This is a genomic window from Sphingosinithalassobacter tenebrarum (assembly GCF_011057975.1).
In the GTDB taxonomy this organism is placed as follows: domain Bacteria; phylum Pseudomonadota; class Alphaproteobacteria; order Sphingomonadales; family Sphingomonadaceae; genus Sphingomonas; species Sphingomonas tenebrarum.
Map to the genome: position 1 here is coordinate 1,184,129 of NZ_CP049109.1, position 16,487 is coordinate 1,200,615.

13 protein-coding genes are annotated in these 16,487 nt (G+C 66.4%); 7 read left to right on the forward strand and 6 right to left on the reverse strand.

Features of this window, described 5'->3' with window-relative positions; all coding sequences use genetic code 11:
• The first annotated feature begins 57 nt into the window (after positions 1–57).
• Complete coding sequence (locus G5C33_RS05920; RefSeq protein ID WP_165326370.1) at positions 58–2,244, forward strand: TonB-dependent receptor; 2,187 nt, start codon at positions 58–60, stop codon at positions 2,242–2,244.
• A 21-nt stretch (positions 2,245–2,265) separates the two neighbouring features.
• Positions 2,266–3,486, forward strand: a complete 1,221-nt coding sequence (locus G5C33_RS05925; protein ID WP_165326371.1) for a DmpA family aminopeptidase — start codon at positions 2,266–2,268, stop codon at positions 3,484–3,486.
• Positions 3,487–3,587: 101 nt separating this feature from the next.
• Here the strand turns inward: G5C33_RS05925 and G5C33_RS05930 are convergent, their stop codons facing one another.
• From G5C33_RS05930 to G5C33_RS05945, 4 genes are read right to left on the reverse strand one after another with little or no spacing between them, the layout of a single operon-like run.
• Complete coding sequence (locus G5C33_RS05930) at positions 3,588–5,987, reverse strand: penicillin acylase family protein (RefSeq protein WP_165326372.1); 2,400 nt, start codon at positions 5,985–5,987, stop codon at positions 3,588–3,590.
• Positions 5,987–7,501, reverse strand: a complete 1,515-nt coding sequence (locus G5C33_RS05935; RefSeq protein WP_165326373.1) for a serine hydrolase — start codon at positions 7,499–7,501, stop codon at positions 5,987–5,989. Before G5C33_RS05935 ends, G5C33_RS05930 begins: the two co-directional genes overlap by 1 nt.
• Positions 7,498–8,643, reverse strand: coding sequence for a serine hydrolase domain-containing protein (locus G5C33_RS05940; RefSeq protein WP_165326374.1), 1,146 nt, complete (start codon positions 8,641–8,643; stop codon positions 7,498–7,500). Before G5C33_RS05940 ends, G5C33_RS05935 begins: the two co-directional genes overlap by 4 nt.
• Entirely contained in the window at positions 8,640–10,265 is a 1,626-nt protein-coding gene (locus G5C33_RS05945) for an N-acyl-D-amino-acid deacylase family protein (RefSeq protein ID WP_165326375.1), read from the reverse strand. The genes G5C33_RS05940 and G5C33_RS05945 overlap by 4 nt, the downstream gene beginning before the upstream one ends.
• A 48-nt stretch (positions 10,266–10,313) precedes the next feature.
• Between G5C33_RS05945 and G5C33_RS05950 the strand changes: the two genes are divergently transcribed.
• Together G5C33_RS05950 and G5C33_RS05955 are read left to right on the forward strand one after the other, a co-directional pair.
• The gene (locus G5C33_RS05950; protein ID WP_165326376.1) at positions 10,314–11,441 is read left to right on the forward strand and encodes an NAD(P)/FAD-dependent oxidoreductase; all 1,128 of its coding nucleotides are present in this window, start codon (positions 10,314–10,316) and stop codon (positions 11,439–11,441) included.
• A gap of 74 nt (positions 11,442–11,515) precedes the next feature.
• On the forward strand, positions 11,516–12,127 hold the full coding sequence (locus G5C33_RS05955; RefSeq protein ID WP_165326377.1) for a siderophore-interacting protein: 612 nt from the start codon (positions 11,516–11,518) through the stop codon (positions 12,125–12,127).
• Here G5C33_RS05955 and G5C33_RS05960 read toward each other — a convergent pair.
• Entirely contained in the window at positions 12,078–12,857 is a 780-nt protein-coding gene (locus tag G5C33_RS05960; protein ID WP_165326378.1) for an SDR family oxidoreductase, read from the reverse strand. The two genes, G5C33_RS05955 and G5C33_RS05960, sit on opposite strands and share 50 nt — an antisense overlap.
• The gene (locus G5C33_RS05965; protein WP_165326379.1) at positions 12,854–13,183 is read right to left on the reverse strand and encodes a nuclear transport factor 2 family protein; all 330 of its coding nucleotides are present in this window, start codon (positions 13,181–13,183) and stop codon (positions 12,854–12,856) included. Before G5C33_RS05965 ends, G5C33_RS05960 begins: the two co-directional genes overlap by 4 nt.
• A gap of 98 nt (positions 13,184–13,281) precedes the next feature.
• On the opposite strand from G5C33_RS05965, the gene G5C33_RS05970 reads away from it, so the two are divergent.
• From G5C33_RS05970 to G5C33_RS05980, 3 genes are all read left to right on the forward strand, one after another.
• Positions 13,282–14,199 carry a LysR family transcriptional regulator gene (locus G5C33_RS05970; protein ID WP_165326380.1) on the forward strand — a complete coding sequence of 306 codons (918 nt, stop codon included), beginning with the start codon at positions 13,282–13,284 and terminating at the stop codon, positions 14,197–14,199.
• 333 nt (positions 14,200–14,532) lie between these two features.
• Positions 14,533–15,216 (forward strand): Crp/Fnr family transcriptional regulator, encoded by a 684-nt coding sequence (locus tag G5C33_RS05975; RefSeq protein ID WP_165326381.1) that lies wholly within the window; start codon positions 14,533–14,535, stop codon positions 15,214–15,216.
• Positions 15,217–15,288: 72 nt separating this feature from the next.
• Positions 15,289–16,464: a serine hydrolase domain-containing protein gene (locus tag G5C33_RS05980; RefSeq protein ID WP_165326382.1), complete on the forward strand. Its 1,176-nt coding sequence runs from the start codon at positions 15,289–15,291 to the stop codon at positions 16,462–16,464.
• Positions 16,465–16,487: the final 23 nt, after the last annotated feature.

Here is a 16,487-nt window from a genome sequence, read left to right on the forward strand (position 1 = left end):
ACAGAGTCGCCCAAAAAAATGACAGTGACGTCACATTTATTTTTTGGGGGTGACGGCATGAAGACGGGAATTGCGCGCTGGCTCACATCGGCTTCGCTGCTGGCGGTACTGGCAATGCCGGTGCAGGCGCTGGCGCAGTCGGCGGCGTCCGACGACGCCACACAGCAGGAGGCGACTGCGGCGGACGAGATCGTCGTCACCGCGCAATATCGCCCCCAGTCGGTGCAGGATGTGCCGCTAAGCATCACCGCGCTGTCGGGCGAGACGCTCGAGGCGCAGGGGATCACTGACTTCCGCGACTATGCCGCGCAGATCCCCAACATCGCCTATGGCTATACGCAGAGCCTGGGCGGCACCGCGCAGACGGTGACGCTGCGCGGCGTGTTCGGCCAGAATACCACCGGCTTCTATCTTGACGATTCGCCGCTGCCCGGCAGCATCGATCCGCGCGTGCTCGATCTCGACCGAATCGAAGTGCTGCGCGGGCCGCAGGGCACGCTCTACGGCGCGCGTTCGATGGGCGGCACCGTACGACTCATCACCCGCAAGCCCGATGCGAACGAATTCTCCGGTTCGCTGCTCGGTCGTGTTTCGACGACGGCGCATGGCGGCGAGAACGGTTCGATCGACGGCGCGATCAACGTGCCGCTGGTGCGCGATCAGCTCGCGCTGCGTGTCTCGGGCTATTGGGAAGCCGAATCGGGCGTCTATGACCGCATCGCCTCGGCCGCCGCGCCGGTCGATTTCGGCACGATCCGCGATGTCGACAGTTCGGAGCGTTTCGGCGGCACGATCGCCCTGACGGCGAAGATGGGCGCGCTCACCTTCACGCCGCGCTACATGTTCCAGCGCGGCACCACCGAAGGCCGCTCGCTCGCCGACGTCAATGCCGGCAACTATGTCCAGGAGCGGTTGTTCAACATCGCCGAGCCCGGCAGCGACGACTGGGATCTCGGCACGCTGACGTTCGCATATGACGCGGGGTTCGGCACGATCACCTCGGCGACGACCTTCTTCGATCGCCGCGTCGAGGCGAGCGAGGATTATTCCGAAGTCGCGATGCTGCTGTTCGGCACGCCCGCCATCCCTGCGGTGATGAAGGCGTCGAGCGATTATGACAGCACCGCGCAGGAGCTGCGCTTCACCTCCGATTTCGACGGCCCGGTGAACCTCACCGCCGGGCTTTTCTATCAGGATACGAGCAATCGCCTCGTCTTCCCGCCGTCGCCGCTGCCGGGCGTGGTGTCGAACGTCTATGATCAGGACTTCCTGACGAAGACCGAGGAATATGCCGCGTTCGGTGAAGTCACCGTCACGCCGGTCGAGGGCGTACGCCTGATCGCCGGCGCGCGCGTGTTCGATGCGCGGGTCACGTTCAAGGGCAGCCAGGGCGGCGTCGCCGTCACGCCCGCCAGCTTCACCGGGCGGCAGAAGGAAAACGGCGTCGATCCGCGTTTCGCAGTGCAGGTCGATCTCGCACCCGACGCGATGGTCTATGTCAGCGCGGCGAAGGGATACCGGCTGGGCGGCGTCAACGCTTTTTCGGACACGCTCTGCTTGGCTTCGCTCGCGGCGGTCGGGCTGACGCCGGACGAGGTGCGTTCCTATGATTCGGACTCGCTGTGGAGCTACGAAATCGGCGCCAAGACGCGCTGGTTCGGCCGCCGCCTGACGCTCAACGGATCGCTCTACCGGATCGACTGGTCCGACGTGCAGCAGGGCATGTCGCTCGCCTGCGGCTTCGGCGTGCTCGTCAATGGTGGCGAGGCGCGCAGCCAGGGCGGCGAGATCGAAGGCAGCTTCGCCGCGACCGACTGGCTGAGCTTCAATTTCGGCGCGGGCTATACCGATGCGCATATCACCGACGGCGGCGGCAATCCGGCCTTCCCCAACGGCGCGCGCATCCAGCAGGTGCCCGAATGGACCTATAACGGCGGCGTCGACGCCGCTGTGCATGTCGGCTTTCCGCTCACGCTCCACGCCGATTATTCGCATGTCGACATGAGCTACAGCCGGTCGAACGTGCCTGCCACGCGCCGCGTCCGCCCGGCCTATGATATGGTCAATCTGCGCGCGACGGCGCATCTTGCCGATGTCGATATCAGCCTGTTCGCCGACAATCTGTTCGACGAGGCGGCGAATCTTTCCGATCTGCCGTCGCTGGCGATCGAATTGCCCGGGCGGCCGCGCATCGTCGCCAGCCGGCCGCGCACCGTCGGGCTCGAAGCGCGGCTGCGCTTCTGATCGCCGGGGCTGGCCGAACCAATGAAGGGACATATTGTGAAGACCGATCTGCGCGCCGCATTCACTTTGGGCCTCGCCGCCCTGTTTCTCGCGGCGGCCCCCGCCGCGGCGCAGGAGCGCGCGCGCGATCTTGGCGTGCCGTTCGACGGGACGCCGGGCGAATTTAACGCGATCACCGACGTTCCCGGCGTCGAAGTCGGCCAGACGACGGTGATCAAGGGCGAGGGGCCGCTCGACATCGGCCGGGGGCCCGCGCGCACCGGCGTCACCATTATCCACCCGCTCGGCAAGGATAGCGTCGACGGCGTCGCTGCCGGCCGCGCGGTGATCAACGGCACCGGCGAATGGACCGGCATGCATCTGGTCGACGAGATCGGGCTGTTCTTCGGGCCGGTCGCGCTCACCGGATCGGGCAATGTCGGGCTGGTGATCCAGAGCCTGATGGACTGGTCGGTCGAACATGTCCCCGCGCCGCTGCTGGTCACGCGAGTGCTGCCGGTGGTCGGCGAGACGCTCGACAGCCGCCTCAATGACGTGTTCGGCCATCCGCTCTCGCGCGAGGATGTGTTCGCCGCGCTCGACAGTGCGGCGAGCGGCCCGGTCGCTGAAGGCAATGTCGGCGGCGGTACGGGGATGATCGCCTATACCTTCAAGGGCGGGGTCGGTACGGCTTCGCGCATCGTCGAAGTGGGCGGCAAACGTTATACGGTCGGCGTGCTGCTCCAGGCCAATCACGGCAATCGCGACGATCTGCGCATCGCCGGCATTCCGGTGGGCCGCGAGATCGAGCAGAACTGGCCCGAGATAAACGGCGTTGCCGCGATCGGCCCCAATGCGGGCGAGCCGCAGGACAAGAATTCGCTGCTGATCGTCATCGCCACCGATGCCCCGCTGATGCCGCATCAGCTCCGGCGGGTGGCGCGCCGCGCGGCGATGGGCGTCGGGCGCAATGGCAGCACTGCGGGCAATCTTTCGGGCGAGATGGTGCTGGCCTTTTCCACCACCAATGTCTCCACCCCCGGCGGTGAAATCCATATCGACGGGATGATCGCCGATACCGACAGCGACACGATGAATGCGCTGTTCGCGGCGGTGGTGCAGGCGACCGAGGAAGCGCTGGTCAACCAGCTTGTCGCTTCGGAAACGATGACCGGCGCCAACGGCGTGAAGGTCTATGCGCTGCCGAGGGACCAGCTCGTCGAAATCCTCGCGCGGCACAATCGGCTGGTTCCGCAGGACTAACCCGCGTCATTCCCGCGAAAGCGGGAATCCGGCTTCTTCTCGTCGGCCGAAGGCCGCCGGACCTTCGCCTTCGAGGGGGGCGTGTTTGGACAGGCCCGGGGCTATCGCGCCGGCGTCAGCGTCATGTCACCCACCGCGCTCTTGCGCAGCGTTTCCGGGTCGCCGGTCAGTGTCACATATTCGCCCCGGCTCCACGGTTTCGCGAAGCTGCCGAACCAGTGCGACAGCGGATTGCCCGAAACGCCCGGCGCGATCATGTACAGGCTTTTTTCCGGCGCAGCGAGGTCGATCACCTGCCGATAGCGCGGGCCATAGATATCCGCCCAGGGGTCCTCGCCCCACAGATCGGTCTGCCCGGCATTGACGGTGTTCGCACCGCCGCCCGCAGGCACGCGGATTGTCACCAGCCCGCCGATCAGCGGGACATGGGAGAGGATGTCGTGGCGGAAGGAGGCGCGGTGCACGTCGCCCCAGCGCCAGCGCGTCATGTCGCTTCCCTGGCTTTCGGCAAGATCGCCCACTGCGTCATCAAGCGCCTTCGCCGCAAGCGCCGGGCAGTCGGCGCACCAGCCGCTGCCGGGTTGCAGCAGCCGGTCGAGGCGGGGGCGGTTTTCCTTGAGCCAGGCGTCGGCAAGTCCGCCTAGCTTCGGTCGCAACAGCGCCAGTCCCGCCGCGCGCTGCCACGCCGCCCAGATCAGAGGCTCGGGCCGATCGGCCGCCATTTCCCCGTCCCAGGCAAACAGCATCGTCTGCGCCTGCCGGCCCTGTTCGGTCTGCGGCCGCGCATCGCGCAGTACCGGCTTGAGCGCCGCGACCTCCAGCGAGACCGTATCGAGCTGCAGCGTCGTCATCCGGTCCATGCCGATGCCCTGCGCGGGTGCGAGCACCGCCTCGATCCGCCCCGCGCGCCAGCCGGGTACGAACGCCGTGCTGTCGAGCGCCCCGCCGCTGCCCGGGACCAGCCGGTTGTTGCCGTTGGCGAGAAAACCCGATTCGGGATCGCTTTGCGCGGGCAATTGCTCGGCGGGCAGATAGCCGGTCCAGTCGAACCGTCTCTCCCAGCCGGGGACGGGCAGAAAGCCGTCGCCTCTGCGCAGCGGTAGCCGGCCGGCCGAGATCATGCCGATCGTCCCGTCGCGCGCGGCGAAGGCGAGGTTGTGCTGCAGTCCGAAACCGCGCGCGGCGGCCTCGAACCCCTGCCAGTCGCGCGCTTCGGCCATGCCCAGAAACGCCTGCACCAGCGGGTTCCCGTCCGTGTTGTCGAGCCCCGACACCGCGAGCACATAGCCGGGGCCAATCTGCTCCTTCAGCAATTGCGCGGCGTCCGCGTCGATATCGGAAAGGACGATGCCGTGCCGGGTATAGCGCAGCGTCACCGCCTGCGCCTCGCCGCCCTTTACGGGGATCGAAACGGTGCGCGTGCGGAACGGCGCCGATCCTTCGGGCGTCAGATAGCGGCCCGGATCGGCAGGATCGATGCGCTCGACGAAGATGTCGGACTGGTCCGCCATCATGTCGGTGATGCCCCAGGCGATGAAGCCGTTGCGCCCCGATGCGACGGCAGGCGATCCCGGGCGCGATGCGCCGACGATCTCGAACCCCGGCCAACTCATCCGTACGGGATAATAGTCCGCCGGCGCGCCGAGCGGGCCGTGCGGATCATTGGCGAGCATCGGCTTGCCGCTCACCGTGTGGCTGCCCGACACGGTCCAGCTGTTCGACGCGGGATGCGATCGGCCGAAGGGGAGCGAGGAGACATTCGCCGCCGCCTTCCCCTGCCATCGGATGGCGCTGCAGCTATCCGTCGTCGCACGCGACCGCTCGGGCAGCCCGGGATAGGTGATCGGCCGTTCGTCGGGCCGGGCATAAAGGTCGTGCAACCGCTCGCAATCGAGCTTGGTCGCCAGCCGCGCGCGCAGCATTTCCTCGCGCCAGTCGCCCATGCCGAGCGCAACGAGCCCGCCCAGCCGATTGACATCGGCATCGGTCCAATGGCCGGGCTCCACGCCCAGCAGCACGAATTCGGGCGGCAGCGCGCCCTTGCGCGTGTCGATCCCGGCATTGATGCCGAGCACATAGGCATGGATCGCCGTGCGCGTTTCCGGGCTGTTGCGCGCATGCGTCGCTGCGGCGACGCGATCGAGATCGAGCGCGGCGACCAGCTTGTCGGTCGGCAGCCCCGATTCGCCCACCGCTTCGGTGATACGCCCCTGTCCGGCGAGCCGAGTCATTTCGAGCTGCCACAGCCGGTCCTGTGCATGGACATAGCCGAGCGCGAAATAGGCGTCCTCGCGCGACTTGGCGAAGATGTGCGGCACGGCATGGGCGTCGCGGATGATCTCGATCCCCGCGCGCGGCCCGGCGACGCTGCGGTCCGCCGAATAATCGGGCAGCGAGCTGCGCAGCCACAGATAGCCGCCCCCGGTCGCCGCCGCCGCGATGCCGGCAAGGCCAGCGCCGGTGAGGAGGGCGACTCGCCCGAGCCGCTTCATCGAAATCATTATTGTCGCTCCAGTGTGAGATCGTCGATCGCCATTTGCGCCACGCCGCCGTCGGGGCCGGTGCGGAAGGTCACGAAACCGAGCCGCCCTGCCTGCGGATCGTCCATCGGCAGCATTTCGAACCGGTCGCCGTTCCAGTGGCGCAGCGCGAAGCCGCCGGTACCAATGCGCAGCACGAGCTTATCGCCCTGGGGCGCGACTTCGGCGGCGCCGATCGGCCCGCCATCGTCATAGCGCCCGGCATAAGCGTCGAGCGGCAGGCGCGGGCGCGGGTTGGCCAGCACCGCCGCGCGCAAGGCCGCCTCGCGCGCTTCGATGCGCGCGATGATCGCGTCCTGCCGGGCGAGGAAGTCGCGGCCCCATTCGCCCGGCTCGCGCCCCTCGATCCGATCCATCAGGTCGAGGAACAACGCACGCGGGAGCGCGGCATTGGGACTGTTCTCCAGCGCGGCGAAGCCCAGCCCATATTGCGGGACGATCGCAGTGAAACAGCGAAACCCGCCCTGGCTGCCGTGATGATAGAGTACCTCTGTCCCGTGATAGCGCATCACGAACCAGCCGAGCGCATAGGCCTCGTCGCTCACCCCCGGCACGTCGTGAAAGGGCGAATCGTAAAAGGGCCCGCGCAAGGGAATCTGCGCCTCGCGCGTTTCGGCGAGCCCCGCCTGCGTCAGTTCCGGCCCCTCCGCCGCGCCAAGCTGAAAGGCAAGCCATTTCGAAAGGTCGCGCACGCTGCTGTTGATCCCGACCGCGGGCAGGCCGACCTGATCGGGATAGTTCCACGCGATCGGCACCATCCTGCCGTCGACCAGGTCATGTGGCGTGGCCGCATCGGGATCGGCGCGCGCGGTGCGATAATCGGCGCCCGTGCGTGTCATGCCGAGCGGCGCCCAGAAATTCTCCCTTGCGAAATCGCGCCAGTCCGTCCCCGTTCGCGCCGCGACGACTTCGCCCGACAGTGCGAACATGTCCGAGGCATAGGCATAGTTGGCGCGGAACGCGTGGATCGGCGCCGAGGTCGCCACGCCTTCGAGGAACGCCCGGCGGCTTGGCGCGACCGCGCGGATCGCCTGGCTGCGCAGCCCCGCACGGTTGGACAATATGTCGCGGATGGTGAGCGCGCGCGTCACCCAGGGATCGCGCGCGCGGAACCAGGGCAGGCTGTCGGTCACCGGATCGTCCCAGCCGATCATCCCGCGCTGGACGAGCAGCGCGATCGCGGCAGCCGCGAAAGGCTTGCTGCACGAACTGAGCGCGAACAGCGTGTCGGGATCGACCGGGTCGTTGCCGCGCACGTCGCGCACGCCATAGCCGCGCAGCCATGTCGGCTCGCCCTTGCGCACCACCGCGATCGCGAGCCCCGGCTGGTGCCAGCGCGTCATTTCGGCGCGCACCTGCCGGTCGAACGCGGCCATGTCGACGCGGCTCTGTGCCGCCGCCGGAGCGACCTGTGCGAGCGTGAGCGCGAGCAAGGCCGCAATCGCGCCCAGCCGGCGCAGCGGGTTCGAACTCATGGGGCGGCTCCTTCGGGGCGCGACATCCGCGCGACGTCTTCAGCGGGGCAGAGGGGTATCGGGTTGGCGCCGATCAGCAGCGCCTCGACCTGCGCGACCAGAGGCGTGAGGTCGCTCTCGCCATTGGTGAGGATCGCTACCGCCAGCCCGCGCTCGGGAAAGCTGGCGAGATAGGCGCGATAGCCCGCGATCACGCCATAATGGCTGACATGCGCGACACCGTTCGCCGCGTCGAGATAGACGCCGAGACCATATTGCGCGACGCGGCACCCCTCCGGCCCGCGCCGCGCGAGGCTGCCGTCGGAGAGTCGTGTCGGCGTCAGCATCCGCGCGCGCATCTGCGGCGGCAGCACATCGTCATGGAGCAGCGCGTCCTGCCAGCGGAGCAGGTCGGGCACCGTCGATCGCATCGCGCCCGCGCCGCCCGGAACACTCATCGACACCCACGCGGCATGGACGAACCCGCCCGGCGCCTCTGGATCGGCGGCATAGCCGATGGCGCGGCCGGGCACGATGTCGCGCTCGTCGTCGAGCGCGGTGCGGTCGAGGCCGAGCGGGACGAAGAAGGCCTCGTTCAAATAAGCGCCGAGCGGCATCCCGCTCGCGCGCTCGATCGCCGCGCCGACCAGATAATAGCCGCTGTTGCTGTAATCCCAGCCCGCCCCGGGTGCGAAGCGGGGCGCAAAGCCCGCGATCATCGCCAGCATTTCGGCCTCGCCGCGCCGCCGCGACCAGCCTTCGCCTGGCGCGACATCGCCATTGGTGAACGACGTGACGCCGCCGGTATGGCCAAGCAGTTGATAGAGACTCGCCGGGCCGGGCAGCATGTCGGGCGTCAGCGGCCCCGCCTCGGCCAGCCGCAGCGCCGCGGCGGCAGTGAATTGCTTGGTCACCGATCCGATGCGGAACACCGTCTCGGGCGTCACCGCCACGTCATGCTCGATATCGGCCAGGCCATAGCCGCGCGCGAGGACGATCTCATGCCCCTGCATCACGCCGATCGCGATGCCCGGCGCCTTGCCCTCGGCGACCCAGTTGCGCGCTGCTTCGGCGACGGTCTCGACGGGAAGCGATTGCGCCTGTGCGCCCGGAGCGCACGCGGTGAGCAGCGCCGCGAGGGCCAGGGACAGCGGCAACCTCACTCGGGCTGCTGCCGCCGCACGAACCTGCCCGGCGTCGCGCCGGTCGCCGCGCCGTCTTCATAGACGACGACGCCGTTCACCAGCACCGTGTCGATCCCCGCAGAGGGGCGCGAGGGGTGGAGATAGTCGGCGCGCGCAGCGACTGTCGCGGGATCGAAGAGGACGATATCGGCCGCCTTGCCCTCGGCGATCCGGCCGCGATCGGCAAAGCCGAGATGATCGGCGGGGAGCGACGTCATCTTGCGGATCGCCTCTTCGAGTGGGAAGAGGTGCAGATCGCGGCTATAATGGCCGAGCACGCGCGTGAAGCTGCCCCAGGAGCGCGGATGCGCCTTGCCCAGCGCGCGGACGGTGTCGTCGACATAGAAGCCGTCGCTGGCGATCATCACCCAGGGACGGACGATCAGTTCGCGGATATCGGCTTCGTCGATGCTGCCGAGCGTCAGCCGCACGTCGCGATGCCGGGTCACCAGCCGGACGAGCGCCTCGAACGGCGGCACGCCCCAATCCTCGGCGAGCAATTGCAGGTTGCGGTCGATCAGATCGGGCGCGTCGGGCGCATCGACGATGCGCATCGATCCGTACCCGCCGACCGCCTTGATCCACGCAAAGCCGCCATCGACACCCTGTTCGGTCGCGTCGCGCAGCGCCGCGCGCCGGTCGGGATCGGCAAGCATCGCCGCCAGCGCGTCGGCGCCGGGCACCTTGCCGTCCGGCCCGAGCAGCAACTCGCGGGCATAGCGCAGGGTGGCGCCGTCATAGGGATATTGATCGGCGACCACCGACACCCCTTCGGCCTGCGCCGCCTCGACCATCGCGATCACGTCGCCGATCCGGCCGCGATTGGCGAGGCCGACGGCCTTCAGATGCGCGATCTTTACCGGCACGCCGGTCGCACGGCCCAGCCGCACGACTTCGCGATCCGATTCGAGCAGATGCGCGCCGGGATCGCGGACATGCGAATCATAGCTGCCGTGAAAAGGGAGGACTTGCCGCGCCAGCGCCTGTACTTCGGCCTCGTCGGCATACATGCCCGGATCGTACATCAGCCCGGTCGACAGGCCGACGCAGCCCATTTCCATTCCCGCGCGCACCTGCGCTTCCATCGCGGCGAGTTCTTCCGGCGTCGCGGTGCGGTGCTCGCCGGGCATCACTTCGCGGCGAATGCCGTTATGCCCGACATAGCAGCCGTAATTGGGGCCCGATCCGCGCCGCGCCAGTTCGTCGCGCAACATGCCCATCTGCCGCACCGAAAGTTCGCCGTCGGGGCTCGCCATGATGGTAGTAACGCCCTGTGAGAGATCCTGCACGTCGCGCATCGGCCCGGGCATTTCGGGGACCGATTCGGGGACATGGCTGTGCGGATCGATGAATCCGGGGGCGACCGCCAGGCCGGTGGCGTCGATATGCCGCCGCGCACGCAGCCGGGTGTCGGGTGCGGCGACGCGGGCGATGCGCCCGTCCCGCACCGCCACGCTCGCCGCGCGCGGCGGCGCGCCGCTGCCGTCATAGAGCGTGCCGCCGGTGATCGCGATGTCATAGACCGGGCCGGTGGCGCAGCCCGAAGCCAATGCCGCAGCGGTCGCAACGGCAACGATTCGGAAGAAAGATGACACTGACATCAGGTTTATGTACATAGTGGTCCGAAGACGCGCAAGGGAGGCTGGGACGTGGATGAATGCGACTTTCTGATCATCGGCGCGGGGATTGCCGGGCTCGCCGCCGCGGCGGAGCTGGCGCCACATGGCAAGGTCGCGCTGATCGAGCAGGAAGCGCATCCCTGTTTTCATTCGAGCGGCCGTTCCGCCGCGATCTTCGTGCGCAGCTACGGCAACGAGGTTGTGCAGGCGATCACCGCCCGCGCCGGTGATCTGTTCGCGCAGGCGCAGGCCGAGGGGCTATTCTCCGCCTTCGCGCCGCCGCGCGGGGTGATGGTGGTCACGCCCAAGGGGTCGCCCAATTCGGGTGAGGCGCCGTTCCGCGAATATCTGACCGCGCAAGAGGCGGCGCGACTGATGCCGTGCCTAGATGCCGGCCGGATCGACTATGGCTGGTGGGAGCCGGGGGCGTGCGACATCGACGTCCATGCGATGCAGACCGGCTATCTTCGCGTCCTGCGCGCACATGGCGGCGCGCTGATCGCCGAGGCACCGGTGCGGTCGGCCGACTATCGTGGCGGACGCTGGCATGTCGAAGCGGGGGCGCATCTTCTGTCCGCGCCGGTGGTGGTCAACGCCGCCGGTGCCTGGATCGATCGCGTCGCGTCGCTGTTCGGCGCACATCCGCTCGGCGTCACGCCGATGCGGCGCAGCGCGGTGCTGATCGACCCGCCGGGTGACGTCGACATCGCCGGCAAGCCGATGGTCGTCGATGTCGACGAGACGGTCTATTTCAAGCCCGACGCCGGGCGGCTGATGCTCTCGCCCGCCGATGCCACGCCGGTCGAACCGCATGATTGCTGGCCCGAGGATCTCGACCTCGCCATCGCCATCGATCGCTATGAAAGGCTCACCGGCAACAGCGTCAGCCATGTCCATCGCGGCTGGGCGGGGCTGCGCAGTTTCGTGCCCGACGAATGTCCGCTGGCGGGGCCGGACCCGGACGTGCCCGGGCTGCACTGGCTGGGCGCGCTAGGCGGCTTCGGTGTTCAGACCGCACCCGCGCTTGCGCGACTAATTTCCCGTCAGATATTGGACCGACCGCGGGAAATGGACGTTGACCTGATCCGCGCAATTCAGCCGGGCCGGATCTGCGGTCGGGCTGAAGTGTATCGGCCCGAGCTATCAGCGAGGAGTTAACGCCGGCCCTGGGAAAGACCGAGCCCGGCACCGCCCACCAAGGTAGACGCCCGCGTGCGCAGGGAGCGGGCCGCTTGGGCAAGGCGCTTATCGGCCTGATGATGAAGCGTGCGATCGTCACCGCATGCGAAGACCCGGGCGGCGGCTTCCGGCTTGTCACGCTGGAGGGGGCGGCGCTCAGACGCGTCGCGTGGACCGCGGGGCAGAAGGCCCAGATCGCAATGGGATCGGCCTTTGTCGCAAGGACCTACACGCCGATCGAATGGAACGTCGAAGCCGGGCGGACCCGCATTCTCGGTTACGCGCATGGCGACGGGCCGGGCAGCGACTGGCTGCTGTCGCTCGCGCCCGGCGATGAATGCGATCTGTTCGGCCCGCGCGCTTCTCTGAACGTAAGTGGCGTGGCCGGTCCGCTTTCCGTGTTCGGCGACGAGACGTCGATGGGACTGGCCTATGCGCTGATCCACCAACATGCGGAATGGCCGGTGGAGTGCCAGTTCGAAGCGAACGATATAACTGCCTGCGAACAGGTCGTCACCCGACTAGGGCTTTCTACTGCAACGCTGGTGGCCAGACGCCGCGACGATGCGCATCTCCGAGACATGGCGAAAGCATTCGGAAAGTTGCCGATCGCCCCTAAGCCGTCGGTATGGTGCCGCCATCGATTACATATTCGGTGCCGGTAATCGAGCCCGCACGATCGGAGGCGAGGAAGGCGATCAGGCTGGCTATCTCATCAGGCTTCGATGGCCTGCCGATTGGTATGCCGCCGAGCGAGTCCATGATTATCTGTTTGCCCTGCTCGACGTCGACGTGATGTTCGACCGCCAGTCGTTTGGCCAATTCGATGGACGACTCGGTCTCAATCCAGCCCGGGGATACCCGCAGGACGCGCACACCCTTGGGCGAGACCTGCTTGGAAAGACCCTTGCTGTAAGTGGAAAGGGCTGCTTTTGCCGCAGCGTAGGCGATGGTCGCTTCCGGCAATGGGAGTTCTCGCTGAATCGATGTCACGTGGATCACTACGCCTGAACCGCGCGCCTCCATGTCGGGCACGAGCTCGCGATCGAGGCGAACTGCGGGCATCAGATTGAGATCGAGCTCTCGTCGCCACTGCTCGTCGTCGAGAACCGTATAACCGCCTGCAGGGGCCGACGATCCACCGAGCATGTGAACGATGACATCCACCCCGCCGAGCCGCTCGTGCACCGCGGCAGCCACCGCTGCGCAGCCCTCGGGATGTGTAAGGTCGGCAGCGATGAACCGTGCCTCCGCCATCTCCGCCGGCTTGGTCCGGGCCGTCGTCAGCACGCGAGCGCCGAGCGCCTCGAACAGGGTGAGAGTTGCCGCTCCGGCTCCGCGCGTGCCCGAGGTGATGAGCGCGCGCTTTCCCTGGAGCGTCAGGAAAGGGGTCACGGTACGATCTCCAGTTCGGCGATCTTGTCGCCCTCGAGGACGAAGAAGTAGCGCAGATCCACCGGACTGCCGGGGAAGTTGCCGACGAGATGGCTGGTGACGACGGTCCGCCCGTCTTCTTTTACGAGCGCAAAGGGCTCGACGGTGTAGTTATATTGCGTGGATGCATTCGCCATCCACTGCCGGATCGCATCGCGCCCGGTGTAGGTATTGCCCTCATCGACGACGACAGCATCTTGCGTGAAGCATTTTGAAATCGCCTCCGCATTGCCTTTCTTGTCGGCTGCGAAATACTCCGCGATCACGCCTGGAAGCTCGATAGTCATGCTGTTTCTCCTCCTGGATTACGAGGAGCAATCTAGCGTTTTGACTCTGTCCAGATAATCAGGATAATCATGGATAAGAAATTTCGAATTTCAGGATAATGATGAGCTACAGCCTAGGTGATTTCGATGCTGTCCTTGCCATAAGCCGCAGAGGCTCCTTTCGTGCCGCCGCGCTCGAACTCGGAATATCGACGAGCGCGCTCAGCAACGCGATCGCCAAGCTGGAAGGGCAGTTAGGCGTTCGTCTGTTCAATCGCACGACGCGCAGTGTTTCGCTGACCGAGGCAGGGCGCAGCTTTATCGAGCAGGTTGCGCCTGCCCTGAAGGACATCCATCAGGCGCTCGACACGGTGCGCTCACAGCAGGAAACACCGTCCGGCACGTTGAGGATCAATACATTCGCGACGGCGGGACGTGAAATACTCTCGCCGTTGATCATCGAATTTCTGCGACGTTTCCCCGAAGTTCACATCGATGTCGTAACCGAAGGGAAGCTCGTGGACATTGTGGCGGACGGGTTCGATTTCGGAGTACGGAGCGCGAACCTCGTTCCCACCGACATGATCGCGATCCCATTGGGTCCGGCAAGGCGGAATACCGTGGTCGCCTCGCCATCCTATCTCGACAACCGCGAACGGCCCCGCATACCGTCCGACCTGCTTTTGCACCCTTGCGTTCGCACGCGGCTGCCCAACGGAGCCCTGTATCGCTGGCAATTCGAATCGGAAGGTCAACTGGTGCAAGTCGATGTCGACGGCCCGGTCACACTGGATAATGCCAGTCTCGCACGCATAGCCGTGCTTGAAGCAGTGGGCGTCGGCTATTTCATGGAATCCGATGTACGCGAAGATATCGAGGCGGGTCGGCTCATCCGCCTCCTTAAAGAGTGGACCCCTCCGCTCTCGCCCCTGTGCCTCTATTATCCCAGCCGCCGCAATCCGCCTGCGGCATTCAAGGTTTTCGTTGATCTCGCACGCGAACTTGCCCGCTCGTCGCGCAATGCCCAATCCGCTTGATCATCGGTAGACTTCTGGTGCTGTCAACAGCGGCAACCATTAGGATGAACAAAGGGCAATTAAGGAGCAAATGCCGCCAAATGGACCGAGATGCTGGCTTTTTTGAGGGTTTCTGGACCAGATGTGAGTCCGGCCAGTCCATGACCGCGATCGAGAGTAGGCAGATGACTCGGGAACAAAGCGACATGGCGGTGAATACGGTAGCACCTCGCCTGACTTGTGTTCGGTTGCCTCAAAACACTGAATGTCAGGTTCCCGCCTGCCTAAGGTTGTGCTGACGGCAGTGCGCCTGCATTCTGCCGGAATTGCAGTGAAGCCGCTGCCGGGCAAGCCATGACCGAAGCATTTTCGACATTCGACCTGCTGCAATGGATGGACGCGGAAACGCGCGCCGCGTTCAAGGCCGCTGCGCGGGTGCGCAAATACCGGTCGGGCCAGATCATCTACATGCAGGGGGACACCGGCGCGGAGATGTACCGGCTGCTCAGCGGCTCGGTGAACTTCACGGTGAACCGTCCCGACGGGCGGGAGCTCGTCTTCGCGCTTTTCCAGCCGGGCGATTGTTTCGGCGACAGCAGCCTGGTCGATGATGACGTCCGCCCGCAGACGGTCGAGGCGCTGACCGATCTGGAGGTCGAGGTGGTCGGCCGGGCGGATTTCAATCGTCTGCGCGCGGCGCATCGCAGCTTCGACGACGCGCTGCTCAGGTCGGTGACGCGCCAGCTGCGGCTGGTCTGTGCCTTTTACGAAGACGCGAACATGAACCCGCTGTCGGTCCGCGTCGCGGGCCGGATCGTCAGCGCGGCGCTTTCCTTCGGCGCGCAGCATTCCGACGGCCTGCGCCTGACGATCCCGCTGTCGCAGACCGAACTCGCCGCGATGGCCGGCGCGTCGCGCCAGTCGGTGAACAAGGTGCTGCAGGCCTTTCAGGCCGAAGCGCTGTTGCGCGTCGAATATGGCGGGCTGCTCATCCTCGACCTGGAGGGGCTCAAGGCGCGGATGACGCTGCCGGATTGAGAGTGTCGCCGGATTGACAGTGCCGGGCGCGGAACCTTGCGACCTTTCCCCCTCGAAAAAGGGGGACGGCGCATGGCGAAATCACTGGCATTGATATCGGGGCTGGCGGCATTTTGTGCCAGCTGCGCGGCCGAGGTGCCGCTCCAGGCACCGCCCGCAACGACGATCCCCGCCGCCGTGGCACCCGCCACCGGCGAAGTCGTCGACCCCGAAGCCGTCGACCCCGAAGCCGAGCAATTCCTGCAGAGGATGGTCGCCGAAGAGCATCTGTCGGGCGTCGTCCTGATCCGGCGGCATGGCGTGGTGGTGCACAAGCGCGCTTATGGCGAGGCGGCGCCCGGTCGCCCCAATCGCGTCGACGGCCGATTCCACATCGCATCGATGACCAAGCAGTTCACCGCTGCGGCCATCATGCGGCTGGCCGAACAGGGGAAGCTGCGGCTCGACGAAACGATCAACGAGTTTCTCCCGCCACGCTATCGATCGGCGCGCTGGTCGGCGGTCACGGTGAAACACCTGCTGTCGCATTCGAGCGGCATTCCCGATTATGCCGAGACGCGCGACTATTACGACGTGACCGATGGCCGTGCGTTCGGCGCCACGGTCGACGGCATGATCCGCGAAGCGATGCAGGCGCCGCTGCAGTTCGAACCCGGATCGCGCTTCCGCTATTCCAATATCGGCTACACGTTGCTCGGCCAAATCATCGAGCAACAATCCGGCCGCGGCTATGCCGACTATATCGAGACCGAATTGCTCGACCCGATGGGGATGCGCGATTCGGCCGTCCATGACGCGGAATATGTCGCCTCGCCGCGCGATGCCGAGGGGATGCGGTGGGACGCGGCGTCGGGCCGTCAGGTTCATGACGACATCGTCTCGCTTCCCGTCACCGCGCCCGATGGCGGCTTGATCACGACACTTGACGATTTCGCGCGCTGGATCGTGGTCTATCGCGACATGGCGCATCCGCGATTGTCGCGCGGTTCGATCGTGCAGATGTCGCGGCAATCGGCGCCGAACGAACATTATCACTGGCCGCAACAGGGGTTTCGCGGCGAGGCCTATTACGGCCTCGGCCTGATGCGCAGCGGCGATCTGGTCATGCACGAAGGCTATGTCGTCGGCTTTCGCAGCTATTTCATCTACAGCCGGCGGGACGACCTGCTGATCGTGCTGTTCACCAACACGACCAGCAACGACGTATTCAGGATCGCCAGCGGCCTGTTCGAACTTCAGACCCGGTAGCGGAACGCCGCGCGCCCGGACGG